15 protein-coding genes are annotated in these 19110 nt (G+C 45.3%); 5 read left to right on the top strand and 10 right to left on the bottom strand.

The genetic code is table 11. From position 1 onward, the window contains the following. Positions 1-93: 93 nt before the first annotated feature. The 4 genes from RH85_RS09300 (at position 94) to RH85_RS09285 (ending at position 4899) form a co-directional block, all read left to right on the top strand. Positions 94-1062 (top strand): TAXI family TRAP transporter solute-binding subunit, encoded by a 969-nt coding sequence (locus RH85_RS09300; RefSeq protein ID WP_006711968.1) that lies wholly within the window; start codon positions 94-96, stop codon positions 1060-1062. 220 nt (positions 1063-1282) lie between these two features. Then, positions 1283-3862, top strand: coding sequence for a TRAP transporter permease (locus RH85_RS09295; RefSeq protein WP_006711967.1), 2580 nt, complete (start codon positions 1283-1285; stop codon positions 3860-3862). Between the two features lie 44 nt (positions 3863-3906). After that, positions 3907-4344, top strand: a complete 438-nt coding sequence (locus RH85_RS09290; RefSeq protein ID WP_006711966.1) for a universal stress protein — start codon at positions 3907-3909, stop codon at positions 4342-4344. Between the two features lie 150 nt (positions 4345-4494). Then, a complete protein-coding gene (locus tag RH85_RS09285; RefSeq protein WP_006711964.1) occupies positions 4495-4899 on the top strand; it encodes a DUF2061 domain-containing protein in 405 nt (134 codons plus the stop codon). 21 nt (positions 4900-4920) lie between these two features. Here RH85_RS09285 and RH85_RS09280 read toward each other — a convergent pair whose 3' ends face one another. Together RH85_RS09280 and rraB are read right to left on the bottom strand one after the other, a co-directional pair. Next, positions 4921-5727, bottom strand: a complete 807-nt coding sequence (locus RH85_RS09280; RefSeq protein ID WP_006711963.1) for a glycosyl hydrolase 2 galactose-binding domain-containing protein — start codon at positions 5725-5727, stop codon at positions 4921-4923. A 128-nt stretch (positions 5728-5855) separates the two neighbouring features. After that, the gene (rraB, locus tag RH85_RS09275) at positions 5856-6272 is read right to left on the bottom strand and encodes a ribonuclease E inhibitor RraB (RefSeq protein ID WP_039948929.1); all 417 of its coding nucleotides are present in this window, start codon (positions 6270-6272) and stop codon (positions 5856-5858) included. A 529-nt stretch (positions 6273-6801) separates the two neighbouring features. Here rraB and arcA point away from each other — a divergent pair. After that, the gene (gene arcA, locus RH85_RS09270) at positions 6802-8022 is read left to right on the top strand and encodes an arginine deiminase (RefSeq protein WP_006711961.1); all 1221 of its coding nucleotides are present in this window, start codon (positions 6802-6804) and stop codon (positions 8020-8022) included. 260 nt (positions 8023-8282) lie between these two features. On the opposite strand, the gene tldD is transcribed toward arcA, so the two are convergent. From tldD to RH85_RS09230, 8 genes are read right to left on the bottom strand one after another with little or no spacing between them, the layout of a single operon-like run. Next, positions 8283-9728 carry a metalloprotease TldD gene (gene tldD, locus RH85_RS09265; protein WP_006711960.1) on the bottom strand — a complete coding sequence of 482 codons (1446 nt, stop codon included), beginning with the start codon at positions 9726-9728 and terminating at the stop codon, positions 8283-8285. A 9-nt stretch (positions 9729-9737) separates the two neighbouring features. Continuing rightward, complete coding sequence (locus tag RH85_RS09260; protein WP_006711959.1) at positions 9738-10556, bottom strand: carbon-nitrogen hydrolase family protein; 819 nt, start codon at positions 10554-10556, stop codon at positions 9738-9740. A 12-nt stretch (positions 10557-10568) separates the two neighbouring features. After that, positions 10569-14441 (bottom strand): YhdP family protein, encoded by a 3873-nt coding sequence (locus RH85_RS09255; protein ID WP_083824859.1) that lies wholly within the window; start codon positions 14439-14441, stop codon positions 10569-10571. A gap of 10 nt (positions 14442-14451) precedes the next feature. Further along, positions 14452-15921, bottom strand: coding sequence for a ribonuclease G (gene rng / locus RH85_RS09250; RefSeq protein ID WP_006711957.1), 1470 nt, complete (start codon positions 15919-15921; stop codon positions 14452-14454). 19 nt (positions 15922-15940) lie between these two features. Then, on the bottom strand, positions 15941-16501 hold the full coding sequence (locus RH85_RS09245; RefSeq protein ID WP_006711956.1) for a Maf family protein: 561 nt from the start codon (positions 16499-16501) through the stop codon (positions 15941-15943). A 2-nt stretch (positions 16502-16503) separates the two neighbouring features. Further along, positions 16504-16992: a rod shape-determining protein MreD gene (gene mreD / locus RH85_RS09240; protein ID WP_006711955.1), complete on the bottom strand. Its 489-nt coding sequence runs from the start codon at positions 16990-16992 to the stop codon at positions 16504-16506. After that, a complete protein-coding gene (mreC, locus tag RH85_RS09235) occupies positions 16982-17869 on the bottom strand; it encodes a rod shape-determining protein MreC (protein WP_006711954.1) in 888 nt (295 codons plus the stop codon). The genes mreD and mreC overlap by 11 nt, the downstream gene beginning before the upstream one ends. A 59-nt stretch (positions 17870-17928) precedes the next feature. After that, positions 17929-18972 (bottom strand): rod shape-determining protein, encoded by a 1044-nt coding sequence (locus RH85_RS09230; RefSeq protein WP_005593107.1) that lies wholly within the window; start codon positions 18970-18972, stop codon positions 17929-17931. Between the last annotated feature and the right edge of the window lie 138 nt (positions 18973-19110).

The following is a 19110-nucleotide window of genomic DNA, read 5'->3' as shown; positions in this document are numbered from 1 at the left end:
ATCGCATGGAAAAGATGCCGTTTCTAATATAGGAAATTCCCAAAGCAACTACACTTGCAAAGGGGTTAATAATGAATAAAGGAAGGAAAATTCATGGCATTGAACAAACTTATTAAAGCCGGCGCAATTGCGGCTGCAGTTATGGGTGCAGGTGCTGTTAACGCGCAGGAATTTATTACTATCGGTACTGGTTCTGTTACCGGTGTTTATTATCCAACCGGTGGTGCTATTTGTAAGTTGGTCAACAAAGGCCGTAAAGATCACAATATCCGTTGTTCTGTCGAGTCTACAGGCGGTTCTATTTACAACGTCAACACCATTCGTGCTGGTGAGCTTGATTTTGGTATCGTTCAGTCAGGCTGGCAATACCATGGCTACAACGGCACCAGTAAATTTTCAGAGCAAGGCCCTTATAAAAATTTACGCGCAATGTTCTCTCTTCACACTGAACCTTTCAACATCATTGCACGTTCAGATGCAGGGATCGAAAATGTCTCTGACTTAGCTGGAAAGCGCGTCAATATCGGTAATCCAGGTTCTGGTGACCGAGCGACGATGGGCGTTGTGATGGACGCGATGGGCTGGACTAACGACAGCTTCAAGCTCGCATCTGAATTAAAAGGTTCAGAGCGCTCTCAAGCATTGTGTGACAACAAAATCGATGCATTTGTCTATGTGGTTGGTCACCCAAACGGTTCAATCAAAGAAGCGACAACATCGTGTGATGCTAAGCTAATCCCTGCAACGGGTGAGCAAATTGAAGCGATCGTCAACGCGAATCCTTACTACGCATTTAGCTCAGTGCCTGCTGGCATGTACCGTGGTACAGACCAAGATGTCAACAGCTTTGGTGTTGCGGCAACCATGGTAACGACTGCTGATGTTTCAGATGAAGTGGCTTACAACGTTGCTAAAGCAGTGTTTGAAAACTTTGATACCTTCAAACGTCTACACCCTGCATTTGCCAACCTGAAAAAAGAAGACATGGTGAAAGCAGGTCTTTCTATCCCTCTTCACCCAGGTGCGGTGAAATACTACAAAGAAGTTGGTCTTCTCAAGTAAGCCGCTCTTCTTAAGTAAGTAACAACAAGGAGGCTCCGCCTCCTTGTTGTCCTCCAACGTCTCACAGCAGACGTCTTTAGGCTTAATCTCAAGCCTTACCTCTTTTTTACCTAGTAAATCAATCGATGCGCATTTTTCAATCAGCTAACTACACTGATAGGTGCGGATTCAGGTTCAACATTAATTATGAATTGAACCAGATATTATAAGGATAAGGTACATGACGCAGACAACAGCACCGTCGCAAGATGTGCAGGAAATGGTCGCACAATCCGATACTGGGGCACGCTCACCATCTGGCATTCCTGGACGTATCTTATGGTTTGTACCGTTATGTTGGTCGCTATTCCAACTTTGGTACGCTTCCCCGTTACCATTTATTTTTAACTTTGCGGTATTAAATGACACGGAAGCACGCGCAATACATCTCACCTTTGCCATCTTTTTGGCCTTTACCGCTTACCCAGCATTAAAAGGATCACCGCGCGATCGTATTCCTGTTTTTGACTGGCTACTTGCGCTAGCAGGCAGCTTCTCCGCCGCCTACATCTATATATTTTATGCCCAATTGGCCGACCGTTCTGGGGCACCAACCTCTCCTGATATTATTATCTCGGTTGTCGGCATGTTATTGCTGCTTGAAGCAACACGTCGAGCCTTGGGGCCACCACTGATGGTTGTGGCAGCCGTCTTCTTACTCTATACCTTTGCCGGCCCACACATGCCGGATGTGATTGCCCATAAAGGGGCGAGCTTAAATAAAGCCATGTCGCACTTATGGCTTACCACTGAAGGGGTCTTTGGCGTTGCGTTAGGTGTTTCGACCTCATTTGTATTCCTGTTTGTTTTATTTGGTGCCATGCTCGAACGAGCTGGTGCAGGTGCTTACTTTATTAAGGTCGCTTTCTCATTACTGGGGCACATGAGAGGTGGTCCAGCCAAAGCGGCAGTGGTGGCTTCCGGATTATCCGGCCTTGTCTCGGGCTCATCGATTGCGAATGTCGTCACCACCGGTACTTTTACCATCCCACTGATGAAACGTGTTGGCTTTCCTGGAACTAAAGCTGGAGCGGTCGAAGTTGCCGCCTCAACCAATGGCCAGCTCACACCACCAATTATGGGTGCGGCGGCATTTTTGATGGTTGAATATGTCGGCATTTCTTATGTTGAGGTCATCAAAGCAGCCCTCCTTCCAGCTCTTATTTCTTATATCGCTTTGATTTATATCGTCCACCTTGAGGCATGCAAAGCCGGTATGGAAGGCTTACCGCGTCGACATAACCCGACGTTAGTACAAAGTCTATTGTCCTTTACTGGCACTATTTTAGGTCTATGTGTGGTCAGTGCTGCGGTGTACTACGGCGTAGGTTGGACGAAAGATGTCTTTGGTGATGCCGCAACGCCAATCATGGGTGGCGCTTTGCTGATTGCTTATGTTGCTCTGCTGCGCATCTCCGCTAAATACGCGAAAGAAGGCGATATCGAGATCGATGCAGAGTTAACCGAAGTTCCCGATCCCGGCCCAACAATAAAATCAGGCCTGCATTTCTTACTGCCTATTGTGGTTTTGGTTTGGTGCTTGACCGTCGAGCGCTTTTCTCCGGGGCTCTCTGCGTTTTGGGCCACGGTATTTATGATTTTTATCTTGATAACGCAGCGTCCACTCAAAGCCATAATGGCGAACAGCGGTGATATCCACGCACAAACAAAGCAAGGCTTTATCGACCTAGCCGAAAGCTTAGTATCAGGTGCACGTAACATGATTGGTATCGGTGTGGCGACGGCTGCAGCCGGTATTGTTGTTGGCGTAGTGACTCTAACCGGAATTGGTCTCGTCATGACCGAGTTCGTCGAGTTTATCTCTGGCGGCAATATCCTGTTGATGCTGCTCTTTACCGCAGTGATCAGTTTGATCCTTGGTATGGGCTTACCAACTACTGCCAACTACATCGTGGTTTCAACCTTGATGGCTCCGGTAATTGTCACCTTAGGCGCACAACATGGCCTGATTATTCCACTCATCGCCGTGCACTTGTTTGTCTTCTATTTCGGCATCTTAGCCGACGATACTCCCCCCGTTGGTTTGGCTGCATTTGCCGCCGCAGCTATCGCGAAATCCGATCCGATTCGTACCGGTATTCAAGGTTTTACCTACGATATCCGTACCGCGATCTTACCCTTTATGTTTATTTTCAATACTCAATTATTGATGATGGGCATTGACTCATGGTGGCACCTTGCTTTGACGGTGATATCAGCCATTATCGCGATGCTGCTCTTTTCAGCGGCAACACAAGGTTGGTGGTTAACGCGAAATAAATGGTGGGAGACGTTGCTGTTACTGGTGCTGACATTCTCATTTTTCCGTCCTGGTTTCTGGTGGGACATGATTTATCCCGCCAAAGTTCTTTCTCCTGGAGTGGAAATAACGCAAATCACAGAGTCACTCGATGTGGGTCAAGCCGTTGTGCTGCGCGTTTCTGGTGAAAATCTGGTCGGAGATTTCATTGAGAAAACGGTACGTTTACCTTTTGAAGATGATGCAATTACGGCGGAAGAACGCCTAAGCTCGATGGGGCTGATGCTAAACGAAAGTGACGGCAAAATGATTGTTGATATGGTTGAATTTGGCAGTCCAGCGGAAGCATCCGGGATTGATTTTGATTGGCAGATCGAATGGATCATTCAAGATGCAGAGAGACCAATGAAAGAGTGGGTATTCGTACCCTGCCTAATGATTGTATTCCTAATGGGAGTCAACCAACGACGTCGTATTCGCCAACAAGCACTCACGGCCTAATCCACACTATCGGCCCTAGTTTAGGGCCTTACTGAGAAAAAATAATGTATAAACAGATCCTTGTCCCTGTTGATCTCAACGAAAAAGGCTTCTCAGATCGTGCGATTGAGATCGCCATTTGGCACGCTAAGCACAATAACGCGCAACTGCATTTATTGAATGTTCTTCCGGGCATTCATTCGTCGATGGTGAGCAGTTATTTCCCTAAAGATGCAGCACAAAAAATGAAGCAAGACGTCAGCCTCCAACTCACCGCTTTTGCCCAGCAGCACATTGGCGATCAAGTTCCTTACAAGGTTCACATTGCGGAAGGCAAAGCGTACAAAACCATTTTGCAATATGCCGATAGGTTAGCCGCCGATCTAATCGTGATGCCAAGCCACAAACGATCTAAGTTGGATAAAGCCGTACTCGGCTCAGTTGCTAGTAAAGTCGTACAAGCTTCCCTAGTACAAGTTTTAGTGGTCAAGCCACAAAGCTAATTCGCCACAACATCATTTCAACCATTAAAAAGGCGCTCACCATGAGCGCCTTAATAGTTTTTAACTATCAATAAAATAAATACAAGCCATTTTTCTTTATTAATCATTTGGCCAATAATAAATCCATCATTTAAACAGAAGCCAATAATCATGAAAAAGACTCTAACCTTCGCCTCGATTCACTTTACCATCGCATTTACTGTTGCTTACCTGCTGACCGGTGACATTCTCATCGGTAGTATGATCGCGATGATAGAGCCAAGCGTGAATACGGTTGCTTTCTATTTTCATGAATTGGTCTGGGCTAAATCTCGTTCTTTGCAACGTTTAGCACAATCGGCCAAAGTGAAAACCACCAGCTTTGCCGTGATTCACTTCAGTGTCGCTTTTAGTGTGGTGTATCTATTGACTGGCGATGCCTTTGTCGGTGGTATTATGGCCGCTATTGAGCCTACAATTAACACTTGCGCCTATTACTTCCATGAAAAAGTATGGTTGCGTAAACAGGCTCAGCACCACGTTCAATCCGTTCAGCCTTGGGGTTGTGCTCACTAACGAGGATATCGATTGGCGATGTTATATCGGATAGTGCTGCACACAAAGATCTTCACACAGCCCAACATTAAAACGTTGGGTTTGTCCGTCAAGACTGACTTCCAATTGATATAAATAGCCGTTATCAGGTTGATTTGGGTCATTGTATATCGGCGCTTCAATTTGGAATAAAGCCGAAATATGGTTATTACGCACATCGATGGGGAGTTGATATGTCATACCATTGAATTTTACCGATGCTGACACCAAGCCCATGGCATAAGTCTTATAGTACAAATTGACTAAAAACTCACAGCCACCACCATGATGCCATATTTGCTCGGTACTAATGTGCTCGAGACGAACGTGACGTATAAACTGCAGATAAGGCTCCTGCCAAATACCGATTCGAGTATCGTACTGCTGGTAACACTCTTGGCCTAACGGACAAAGATCTTGCGGCTGTTCCTCTTCCTCAACAAGCCAATCCTCTTCTTGTTCAAGAAAAAGAATTTCAAAACGATTACGACCTAATTGCAGATAAGGGCGAATGTCTCTTTTATAGCGAGCTTGAGTTGAATCACAATCAAATACAGCGACACCATTGATCCGCACTTCAGCGTAGTAATCGACACCCGCCATAATCAGATCTATGGCTGGAAAAGCCAACATGGCTTCATCGACTTCAATATCATGCATGAGGTGCCACTCTTGAGCCGCAATAGTCTGCTCAGAAAGCGATTTGGGCAAAATATGACTAAGAGGATTTGGGAAGGTGATATCACCTTGAGGTATCGATAAGTCCGTTAATGGCGAGAGTTGCCATAGACCCGCGAGAGATAATTCCATGTTCTATAAACTTGCGCTAGATCAAATTAGCCCAGAGTATAGTGAATCCAACCTGAGATAGAAACAAAAATACCAGCGCAATGGCTGGTATTTTTTGATGCTGAGATGCAGTCGTTTAGAGGCTGAAATTACTCTTCATCGTCCTCATCTTCTTCAGGGTATAGAGCGTCTTCGCCCTCATAGTATGTACCCCAACCATCGTAGATAATGTCATATTTTTCAGCAAGGTGAACAAGCTTAAATACTTGCTCATCGATCGCTTCTGCATTCAACGCTGACTGCATTGTTGCATCACAACAAAGTAGCTTTTTGCCATCTTCGTCTTCTGTTTCTTCCGCTTCAAGTACTTCAAAGCCCATCTTAAACGCTTCAACAACTGCTTTTTCTAGCGTGTCGAAATCTTCAGCAAATAGATGGTGCTCGATGTCATAGAGCGAATCTGGATCACTGCCGTCTTCAAGCAATGCTTGGATAATATCGCGAGTCTCTTCCTTTTGAATCTCGATTAATTCTTCTACCGATAGATATTCATCTTCATGAGACATAATAGCGCTCCAGAGTGTGATAACAGTAATGATGATTTCTTGCGACGAAATATCGCATGGATCAAAAAAAAATTCCACCAAGAAACAGGCCTGGCAACGATCTTTATCCACATACGCTGCGCTTTATAGCGCAGATCTTAGCGAAAAAGATCCAAATTAACTCAATCGGCCACAATCGATAAAATCAGAACAATCTATCGCTCATCAAAGATCAAGTTTACAACTTAATACGCCTGAATATGGTACGACATTGCATATCTGGTGAGGTCACCTAAGTAAAAATATGGCTCACCTCCTTTATTGGCAAAAGTGAGTAGAATGCGATCGTTATCGCTTAGCTGAATATTCACTCATAACTTTTTCCATTATGCGCCTGCTAATCATTAGATTTATTGACTACCTATAAAGGAAATCAAAGTCATTTAGATAGAATAAGCGCCATTATAAAGCACTAGATATTAATTACAGACTTGCATCTTCCTCTTAACATTGTCATAAATAGTATAGGAACTAGATGTAAGGATACATAATGAGTAAGTTGTACGTAGGCTCAGAGGTTGGTCAATTAAAGCGAGTATTACTCAATCGACCCGAGCGTGCTCTTTCGCACCTCACCCCCTCCAATTGTCATGAGTTACTGTTTGATGATGTATTGGCAGTAGAAGAGGCGGGAAAAGAACATGATGCATTCGCCAACACGTTGCGCGAGCAAAATGTGGAAGTACTGCTTTTACATGATCTGCTGGTTGATACGCTCAACGTACCAGCGGCAAGAGAGTGGTTACTAACCACTCAGATATCTGACTTTCGCTATGGGCCGATGTTTGCTCGTGATTTTCGCCACTATCTGAGTGAAATGGATAATGAGCACCTTGCTTCCATTCTACTCGGCGGCTTAGCCTATTCAGAGCTACCATTTAAATCCGCTTCCATTTTACCCAAATTGCACCGCTCACTTGATTTCGCCATTGAGCCGCTACCCAACCATTTATTTACTCGTGATACCTCATGTTGGATCTATGGTGGAGTGTCACTCAACCCAATGATGATGCCCGCTCGCCAGCGTGAAACGAATCATCTGCGCGCCATTTATCATTGGCACCCTGTCTTTGCCGGACAAGATTTCATTAAATATTTTGGTGATGAAGATCTCCATTATGATAACGCCAATATTGAAGGGGGCGACGTACTGGTGATTGGCAAAGGCGCAGTATTAATTGGTATGTCAGAACGTACAACAGCGCAGGGGGTAGAAAACCTAGCCGCCCAGTTATTCAGACATAACCAAGCTCAACAAGTCATTGTGGTTGAACTACCAAAAAGTCGCTCATGTATGCACTTGGATACCGTAATGACCCATATGGATATTGATACCTTTTCGATGTACCCAGAGGTGATGCGTAAAGATCTCAATACTTGGGTACTCACCCCTGAAGGGGATGGGCAAGTTCATGTAGAGACCGCTACCGATCTAATGAGCGCCATCGAAGATGCGCTTGGCCTCAATGCACTGAAGATCATTACCACTGGTGGCGATAGCTACGAAGCCGAGCGAGAACAGTGGAACGATGCCAATAATGTATTGACCGTGAAGCCCGGTGTGGTGATTGGTTATGAACGCAATGTTTATACCAATGAAAAGTACGATAAAGCAGGTATTACCGTGTTGCCTATTCCAGGTAATGAACTAGGCCGAGGCCGCGGTGGTGCTCGTTGTATGAGCTGCCCAATCGAGCGTGAAGGGATCTGAGAATAAAGAGCGAGAAGCGAGAAGCGAGAAGCGAGAAGCGAGAAGCGAGAAGCGAGAAGCGAGAAGCGAGAAGCGAGAAGCGAGAAGCGAGAAGCGAGAAGCGAGAAGCGAGAAGCGAGAAAAAGAATAGAGAGAAAAAAGGGCTGACGCAATGACGTCAGCCCTTTCAATTAATCAGTGTCAGAACCCAAGCGATCGCCTCTCAATTATCGAAACGAAGTATTCTCCATTTCTAATAGCTAAGCGTTTTGCTGTTCGCTCTATTCTGTGCCGCCAACAGTGATTGAATCTAGCTTCAAGGTTGGTTGACCAACACCAACAGGAACGCTTTGTCCCGCTTTTCCACAAATACCCACACCGCGATCGATACTCAGATCATTACCCACCATAGAGACTTGCTGCATTGCCTCAAGACCTGAGCCAATTAAGGTTGCCCCTTTCACTGGTCGTGTAATCTTACCGTTTTCAATCAGGTAGGCTTCTGAAGTTGAGAAAACAAACTTACCGGAGGTGATATCTACCTGACCACCACCAAAGTTTGGTGCATATAGGCCTTTCTTCACCGTTGAAATGATTTCTTCCGGTGTATGTTGCCCTGGTAGCATATAGGTATTGGTCATGCGTGGCATTGGTAGATGAGCATAAGATTCACGACGACCATTACCGGTCGGCGCAACACCCATCAAACGAGCGTTTAGCTTATCTTGCATGTAACCTTTAAGCACACCATTCTCAATCAAGGTGTTGTATTGACCTGCCACACCTTCGTCATCAACGTTCAGTGAACCACGCAGATCTTTTAAGGTACCATCATCAACGATAGTACAAAGATTCGACGTCACCTTCTCGCCAATTTTGCCACTAAATACCGACGATTCTTTACGGTTAAAGTCACCTTCTAAACCGTGGCCTACGGCTTCGTGTAACAATACCCCCGGCCAACCAGAACCCAGTACCACTGGCATTGTTCCTGCCGGCGCCGCATCAGCTTCTAAGTTCACCAGTGCCATACGAATTGCTTCATCAGCGTATTGATACGCAACGTTTTGACCTTCAACACTGGTTAGGAAATAGTCATAATTGAATCGACCGCCACCGCCTGAACTACCACGTTCACGACGATCACCTTTTTGTGCCAATACGGTAATAGATAGGCGCACAAGCGGACGAATATCGCCGGCATAAGTGCCATCTGTTGCTGCAACCAACATCTGCTCGTGTAAACCACTTAAACTAATGGAGACTTCTTCAATCAGCGGCTCTTTAGTACGAATATAAGCATCTAACTCTTTTAGCAGAGCCGTTTTCTTTTCTTTTTCCCAACAGTTCAATGGGTTTACAGCTGCGTAGTAGGCTTGATTGTCAAAACGCTTAAACGCTTGAACTTTGCCATTTTGACCTTGTTGAGCAATACCGCGAGCCGCAATCGCACTCTGCTTTAAGCCATCAAGTTGAATTTGATCAGAATAAGCGAAACCGGTTTTTTCACCAGTAACAGCACGAACACCAAGGCCACAATCAATATTGAACGAACCGTCTTTGATGATGCTATCTTCCAGAACGAGAGACTCATGCCAGCTTGACTGAAAATAGATATCAGCGTAGTCAATTTGACGAGTAGCAATACTCTCTAATGTGTTAGCGATGTCTTGTTCGGTGAGACCGCCCGGTTTGAGTAGCGCATCTTCTACGTGATTTATTGTCATATTTCGCTCTTAATTTTTGATTTGATTAGTAAAGCGACTATGTGCCATCACAGGCATAGCCGCTCTAATCTCATGTACTGCTTGTAAATCCAACTCAACCAATAAGTTGCCTGGTTGCTCATCTAAGCTCGCAAACAGATCTCCCCATGGAGAGATCACCATTGAATGCCCCCATGTTTGGCGGCCACCTTGATGAAAGCCGGTCTGATTAACGGCGATGATCCAAGACTGAGTTTCAATCGCTCGTGCGGTTAATAACGGCTGCCAATGAGTTCGACCTGTCACAGCAGTAAATGCCGCTGGCACAACAATAACGTTAGCGCCTCGCTTGGCCAATTCGCTAAATAGCGGTGGAAAGCGCACATCATAACAAATCGTCAGACCGAGGTGAGCAAAAGGTGTTTCGATGGTGACGATTTCTCTGCCTGCCGTAAACGTTTCAGATTCACGGTAGCGTTGATGACTGTCCGCGACATCCACATCAAACATATGCAGTTTATCGTAATGGCTGACACATTCTCCATCGCTATTAAAAACCAGTAATGTGGTCGTCACACCTTGCTCGCGTTGAATGGGCAAACTGCCAATCACAATCCAAACACGGTAACGACGAGCCATTTGAGCAATTTGAGACTGCATCACACCATGGCCGAATGGTTCAGCATGATGATGGTAATCACTACGCGAGCCAAAAACCAACGCATTCTCAGGCGTGACCACCCAAGTTGCCCCTTGCTCTGCAAGTGCAGCCACTTGTTGCTCAATGTAGGCCAGATTCGTTTGTGGATCTGGCCCTGAGGTCATTTGTATTAGTCCAACTCGATCCATGAGTTCTCCTCTTTATTCCACCGCGTCACGTAGCTTTTTCGGCAGTTTAAATTCACCGCGACTACGAGAAAGTTCGTTAACCACAGGCGCATCCAATGGCCCTTTCACTTCGTAGTCAACTTGAGTAAACACCTCAACCACCGGTGCGATCACTGTGGTGATTGCCAGTACATAGAGCGCGGTTTGTGGTGTAACAGCAAAGGCCGTCAGCACTGGAATTCCCGATGTAATATCAGGCACAAAATTAACTTCTGCATCCACAGTGCGATTGTTTAAGTTGGCCAGACCTTTAATGGTCATCTCACCCGCAATCGCATCCATCTTAATATTATTGGTCAGGAAGATGCCGTTTTTAATATCGCCACTGCCAGTGATTGAATTAAATGCCATGCCGTCATCAAACACATCACTAAAATCGAGCTGCATCTTACGGATGATCGAATCTAAGCTAAACAAGCCTAATAATTTGGCAGCACCACTCACATCAGAAATGATCCCTTTACCCAATTTAGATTTTACATCGCCAGACAAAGAGTTAACTTTCATTGACCATGGCGCACCATCCCACTCCAACTTAGCGGAAATATCGTACGGCGCTTTTTGAATCCCAGATGAAATCCCAAAACGCTCCATGACTTCGCTGTTATTATCACCAGAGACAGAGATATCAAATTGAGTATGGCTTTGCTCTCCATCCAACAACCATGAACCGGTCATTGCCACTTTACTGCTACCACTTTCCAATGACAGTTTTTTCCACTCTAAGCGATTGCCTTGACGTTGAAGATCAAGATGAGCAGTCCCCAACTTGTAACCCTGAACCCACAAGTCATCAATCGCGATAGTGATGTTCGGCACCTGTTGGTGGAAGCGACGATCAAACTCAGAAATCAACGGTGAAGATTGGTCTTCCGCTTCAAACAAACGCTTACCTTTAAAGGTCTCATCTTCAAGCATAGGAACAAACACGTGTAAACGCTCAAGTTTCACCGACAAATCATATGGTTCAATGTAATTCGCTTCCCCTTTCGCTTCTTGGCTAGAAAGGGTCATATGCCAACCGAGATTGTTGCGCTTGGCATTAAAGTCGACATCGTTCCAATCAACAGCGGCCAACGTTAGCTCATCAACATTCATATCAACGCGCTGAGGATTTGGAATAATCGGCGTATTCAATTGCGCCAATACTGAGCGATGTTTCGGTGTCGGTTGGCTCAACGATGAAATCCAAGCGTCAAGATCAAACTTTCTCGCCCGAACTTGTAAGTGATGACCAGTCATTGGGCTAATTTTGAAGCTGCCTTTACCTAACACCATATTAGTCGCCGTCAACACTGGGGTCTGTGGTCGAATATCAATTTCTGTTTGGTACTTAAAATCGGGCAACTGTAATCGCGCCGTAATCGACTCTTGATTACCGGAGGCCTGCAAATGCGCTTTGCCTTGCTGACCAATCTGTCGGCTAAGCGGGTAAGGGTAAGTACTCGCTAACATTTGTAGATCAGCACTGGCATCAACTTGGTAGGTAAAACCAACGTCATTAAGCTGAATATCAACCTTGGTTTGCCATGGAAGGTGCCCAGTTACCGGTTCCAACCATTGTGCTCCAACGTAAGGTGCCAGCGGTTTCGTATCCCAATCACCTAACACATCAATGCCAACCCGATAGCCATTACCTTCGTTCTCGCCATTAAAATCGATAGAGACTGGCTGAGTTAACAAATTGGCGGATAAGCCCGCCGCTTTAACAATGTCGTTATCAAATTCAATTCGACCTGATACCGCCTCTAACTGCATTGGTGGCGTATCAATGGTGACGTGATTATTTTTAAGCTCGGCGTAACCCCACGCGCGAGTATCAAAATCAGAAAAAGGGACGATCAGCTTAAATTCAGAATTCACTTGCCCATCAACCTGAATTGTCGTCAGCGCTGCGCCCACAGAATCGACCAAAGGTGATGCCATCATATAGTCACGCACGGCATTGCCTTGACCATTGGCGACAGCTTCAATTTCAATATGACCGTCTTCCGCCAAATCAGGGATGCGCCCGGTTATACGCGTGGCATTCACTCCCATTAATTTGGCGCTTTTCGAATCTAAATGCATCGCCTCATTTTGAAACAGTAAATCAAGTTGTAACTCAGTCACCGCTGGCCAACCGGTATCGAAACTGTATTTACCTTGTTCTACCTCAACCCAGACTTGGAACATGCCATCATTTTTTTGATACGGAAATTGGGCTAATTCGCCATACCACAATATCTTCGCCGTATTGGCTTTTCCGCCTTGAATCGCCGTAGAAAGGTAATCCGTAAGCTCCGCCCCAAGAGCGGGAACAGGCAGGTATCGCCATGCTTCACCGGCATTAAACACATCGGCTTCTGCATACAACGATAGAAATGGGCTTTTGCCTGTAGGAAAATCAAGTCTAAACGCGCCGAGTACTTGCAAGTCCGGCGTAGCAGCCGTTACTTTATCTGCCCACAAACGCCAACCTTCAGCACCAAGGTTTTGCCAAACAATATCAATTTCCGCTTGCTTGACCTTTAATGGTGCTTGAAAAACTTCATCATATGGCAGGATATCATCGATAATAGTGACTTTTGCGTCAGCCTGATGATAGTTACCACTCACCTTCGCTTCGAGGTGGTTCATACCTGGCACGAGTTGCCATTGCTGCATCGAACCTTGAGTTAGCTTGGCTGAATACGTCAATGACTCCAGCGTTGCCCCCATCGCGACACGAATATCTTCAACTTGACCACCAAGCTGCAGTTGCTGCAAGGTTTGCGTTAAAGCATCCGAATCAGGAGCTAATTTCACCAATGGGACGACGGCTGACATGTCCAACTGAGAGACATTTAAACGCCATTTATCAGGTTGCCAGTTAAAAGCCACATCCAATTCAGGCCATGGTTGATCGTCTGTACGTAGCTTTAGTGAGTGAGCATTTACTTGCCAACCTTTATCACTAGGTTCGAGCTGGAGAATACCAGACTCAAACATTAACTCGTGACGCCCACCTTCTTGCCACACTAGTTCAGAAGGAAGCACTTCGACATACGCATTAACCGGTTTACTACGATTAAGGGTTATCCAACTATTTAAACTAACCTGACCTTTTTCAATTCCGGTTTCGTGTTGTAAATATCCCGTCAGCCAAGGCGTAATGAGGACATTTTCTGCCGACAGATAAAACTCTCCGGTCACATCACTCAAAGAGCCGTGATCGATGAAGTTACCCTTCACATCCAGAGAATTTAATTGTGTTCCAGCAATGGTCACTTCACCTGCGAGCGCATGATGACGTCCACTGTTCTGCCATTTTAGATTTTCAATGTCTAGCTGACGCTCTTCACCATTGACCGACATAAACTGTACAGCCGAATTTTTCAGTGAGAATTCATCTAGTTGTCTGAGCAGTAATTTATCCAACTGACCCATAACATTTTTCTGTTCTGCTTTTGGCGTCAGTTGCGGATTTTTTTCACTTTTGTCCCACTGAATCGCCCGAACATCTAGATTAAGATCGTGAACATTTAAATCAGCTACCACGGGCTCCAACTGAATAAGCGATTGAAATAAATCAAACTCAACTTCAACGGTCTGCGCAGAAAAATCGATACCGCTGCCTGCGGGAGTCTTAGCTCGAACATTTGCTAGCGAAATGGAGGGATGGGTATTACGCCAAAATCCGCTGATTTCACCGATTTCAAAATCCAATCCACTGCCTTGGTTCACCCAAGTTTGGATCTGAGTTTGGAAATGATTTAATTGCGGTAAAGTAATGCGCAGTGCAGTGACCGCAATGGCTAAAGTCGCCAATACAGTCACACACACCCAGAGTAACGTTCGTGTTATACGGTTTACGGTTTTGCTCACTGTCTTCCCGCTACATCATAACGACGTCAAATTGCTCTTGAATATAGAGCGGTTCAGCTTGAATTTTCACTTGTTTACCAATAAAGACTTCGAGTTCAGCCAACGCATGTGACTCTTCACCACGTAAAGTTTCAGCCACAAATGGAGAGGCATATACCACAAACTTGTCGGCATCATAAGCACGGTTCACTCGCGTGATTTCACGCAGAATTTCATAACAGACCGACTCAACCGTTTTCACGCTACCGCGACCTTCACACGTTGGACAAGTCGAACACAATACATGTTCAATACTTTCGCGGGTTCTTTTGCGCGTCATTTCGACCAAACCTAAATTCGTAAAACCATTAATATTGGTTTTGACTCGGTCTTTACTCAGAGCACTTTCTAAAGAAACCACAACTCGCTTACGGTGTTCTTCCGACAACATATCAATAAAATCGATAATGATAATGCCGCCCAAATTACGTAAACGTAGTTGACGTGCGATAGCTTGAGTTGCTTCTACGTTGGTATTAAAGATGGTTTCTTCAAGGTTGCGACGGCCAACAAATGCACCAGTGTTGATGTCAATTGTCGTCATCGCTTCGGTTTGATCAATGATCAAATAACCGCCCGATTTAAGCTCTACTTTACGATCGAGCGAACGCTGAATTTCATTCTCAGTGTCGTACATATCAAAAATAGGCTTATCACCTTCGTACAGCTCTAACTTCTCTGTCAGTTCTGGTACGTACTCAGATGTAAACTCTTTCAAGTTTTCAAATTCAAGTCGAGAGTCGACTAAAATTTTGGTCAAGTCCGTGCCAACAAAGTCACGCAGAATGCGTTGTGAAAGCCCAAGCTCACCGTATAAGGTTGAACGCGTTTTATATTTGCTACGACGCTCTTTCACCTTTGACCACAAACGTTTTAGAAACGCCGCATCTTGGCCTAGCTCTTTCTCGTCCGCACCTTCCGCGGCCGTACGAATGATAAAGCCACCATCTTCATCACAATAATGAGCCACCACCTTCTTAAGGCGATCACGCTCTTTTTCACTTTCAATACGTTGCGACACGCCAACATGGCTTGCCCCTGGCATAAAGACTAAATAACGAGAAGGTAGGGTAATATCAGTCGTCAGACGAGCGCCTTTGGTTCCCAATGGATCTTTCACCACTTGGACCACAATATCTTGGCCTTGTCGTACTAACTCAGAAATATCGCGAACTTGGAATTGTTTCTTTTCATTTTCAGCCACACACTCGGTGTGCGGAACGATATCTGAAGCGTGCAAAAATGCCGCTTTATCTAAACCGATATCGACAAACGCCGCTTGCATGCCGGGTAAAACTCGACTCACTTTGCCTTTGTAGATATTGCCTACAATGCCGCGCTTCGCTTCTCGTTCAACATGAACTTCTTGTAACACGCCCCCTTCGATCATCGCGACGCGAGTCTCGCTTGGGGTTACGTTGATCAACAACTCTGCACTCATGAGCGCACCTCAATGTAAATTATAAAAATTTGTGCAAGAGCTGGTCCGTTTCAAACAGTGGCAAACCAACTACAGCGTGGTAACTGCCTTCGATTCGAGTAACAAATCGTCCTCCCAATCCTTGGATTGCATAACTGCCCGCTTTATCGCACGGTTCACCACTTTGCCAATATTGTTCAATTTCTAGTTCGGACAAAGGTTTAAACCATACATCAGTCGTCACCACGACCGTCTCTTGCTGTTGTTTCGTTGCCACCGTGACAGCGGTCATCACCTGATGCGCTCGTCCCGATAACTGTAATAACATTTGTTTGGCATGGGCAAAATCAGTGGGCTTCTCTAGCACACTCTGATCGCACACCACAATCGTATCTGACCCAATTACGACGGAATCTGCCGGGGTAATATCGACTCCAGCCATCGCTTTATCGAGAGACAATCGAGAAACATACTGCTGTGCACTTTCATTGGCTTGGCGTACTTCTTCAACATCAGTACAAATCACTGAAAACGGGTAACCCAATTGCGTAAGCAACTCTTTACGACGTGGTGATCCTGACGCCAAAACTAACTGACTCATATTTATCTCACATGCCAACGACGTCGAACACGACGCATCAATAAAAACATCCATGGCCATAGAATACAGTTGATTAAGCCTGCCCACAGTGACATTGGATTAAAAGCGATATCTTGAATCAAATACTCGCCAAAAAAGATCATCACTTCCAGCGCCACTGACAACAAGCCAATCACAATCGCTTGTTGCCACAGAGCCATGTTACGGATAACCAAGAAATTCAGGGCCACAAGATAGATCAAAATAGCCATCATCATGCCTCGGATACCGAGCGTAGAACCGAGCAAGAGATCCCAAAGTAAACCAAGGATCAGCGCCGTTCCCACGTTGACACGGTGTGGTAACGCCAGCACCCAGTAACAGGTGACCAACAATAACCATGAAGGACGTAATACATCTAACACCCCTGGCCAAGGGATCGTTTGTAAAGTCAGTGCGATAATGAAAGAGGCAATGATGACCATCTTGCCTTTTAATATACTACTCGCCATTGCTGATTACCTCTGCCATGTTATTTGGGTCAGCTTGTTGTACTTTTTCTTGGCGAGAATCACTTGGCCAAATAAGCAATAAATAACGCAGACGGTCAAAATCGACCACGGGATCGGCCTCAATAAGAGCAAACTCTCGATGGCTGTCACGCTCAACGTTAGCGATATAAGCAACGGGATAACCTTCAGGGTATACACCACCAAGGCCAGAGGTCACCAAAAGATCACCTTGTTGAATATCGGTACTGATTGGGATGTGATCCAAATGAATGGTATCGACTTTACTGTTACCCGAGGCAATCACACGGATATCATTACGAATCACTTGAACTGGAATTGCGCTATTAGAGTCAGTCAGCAGTAGCACACGGCTGTTATGCGCAGAAACGAAGGTCACTTGACCAACAATGCCTTTTTCATTGGCAACCGGCTGACCAACATAAACCCCATCAATTAAACCTTTATCAATCACCACTTGGTGACGATAAGGAGAGGTATCTACGGCCATCACTTCTGCCACCATTTTACGTTCATCACGAACGAATGATGAGCCTAACAATTTGCGCAGACGTTGGTTTTCTTCTCGGTATTGATCCAATAGCAATACATCGTTTTTAAGACGCAACACTTCGCGTTTTAAAGCACGATTATTTTCCATTGCGCCTTGGCGAACGTTAAAGCGCTCATAGACACCATCAAACATGGTACGTGGTACATCCGCCATATACTGGATCGGTGCCACGATACTATTCAATAAATAGCGTACTTGAGCGAAAGCGCCTAAACGACTATCAGCCAGCATAAGGCTGGCTGATAAAATCACGGCGAAAAATAAGCGTAATTGAAGTGAAGGTCCTCGGCCAAAAATAGGCTTCATTGATTCTGAGTTCCTTTAATCTTTCTTATTTTGCCCAAGCATTGCTCAGGCATCAGTGATTATTCTTCGCTAAATAGATCGCCACCATGCATGTCGATCATTTCTAATGCTTTACCGCCACCACGAGCCACACACGTTAGTGGATCTTCTGCGATAACCACTGGGATACCAGTTTCTTCCGTTAGAAGACGATCGATATCTTTTAGTAGTGCACCACCACCGGTTAGTACCATACCATTTTCAGAAATATCTGAAGCCAGTTCTGGTGGACATTGCTCAAGAGCAACCATCACAGCAGAAACAATACCAGTAAGCGGTTCTTGCAGCGCTTCAAGAATCTCATTTGAGTTTAGACTAAAGCTACGTGGTACACCTTCTGCAAGGTTACGACCGCGAACTTCGATCTCTTCTACTTCATCACCAGGATAAGCAGAACCAATCTCATGTTTGATTTTTTCTGCGGTTGCTTCACCAATCAAACTGCCGTAGTTACGACGTACGTAGTTGATGATCGCTTCATCAAAACGGTCACCACCGATACGAACTGAAGATGAGTAAACCACACCGTTAAGAGAGATAACCGCAACTTCAGTGGTACCACCACCGATATCGACCACCATTGAACCAGTCGGTTCAGAAACTCGTAGACCAGCACCAATCGCTGCTGCCATTGGCTCATCAATAAGGTAAACCTCACGAGCACCAGCACCCAGCGCTGATTCACGAATCGCACGACGCTCTACTTGAGTCGAACCACATGGCACACAGACCAGTACGCGAGGGCTTGGTTTTAGTACGCTGTTATCGTGTACTTGCTTGATAAAGTGCTGCAACATCTTTTCTGTCACATAAAAATCAGCAATTACGCCATCTTTCATAGGACGAATCGCTGAAATATTACCCGGTGTACGGCCTAGCATCTGTTTTGCAGCGTGACCGACCGCAGCAACACTTTTGCCTACACGGTTACGGTCTTGTCGAATAGCAACGACTGAAGGTTCGTCAAGAACAATACCTTGTCCTTTAACATAAATTAGGGTGTTAGCTGTGCCTAAATCGATTGAAAGGTCATTCGAAAAAATGCCACGAAGTTTTTTGAACATATTCTTCGCTCGTCCTGAAAGAATTAGAAGATAAAAATTGGTTTAAATGTACCAATGCCTTGCCATCACAGCAAGGCATTGTCTAATAAAGATGGAGTGAAACCCGCAATTTCTAACAGTTTCCTTACTTAACGCAGA

The sequence above is a fragment of the Vibrio ichthyoenteri ATCC 700023 genome (assembly GCF_000222605.1).
In the GTDB taxonomy this organism is placed as follows: Bacteria; Pseudomonadota; Gammaproteobacteria; order Enterobacterales; family Vibrionaceae; genus Vibrio; species Vibrio ichthyoenteri.
The sequence above is the reverse complement of the archived record's forward strand: the minus strand, read 5'-3'. Positions and strand labels throughout refer to the sequence as shown.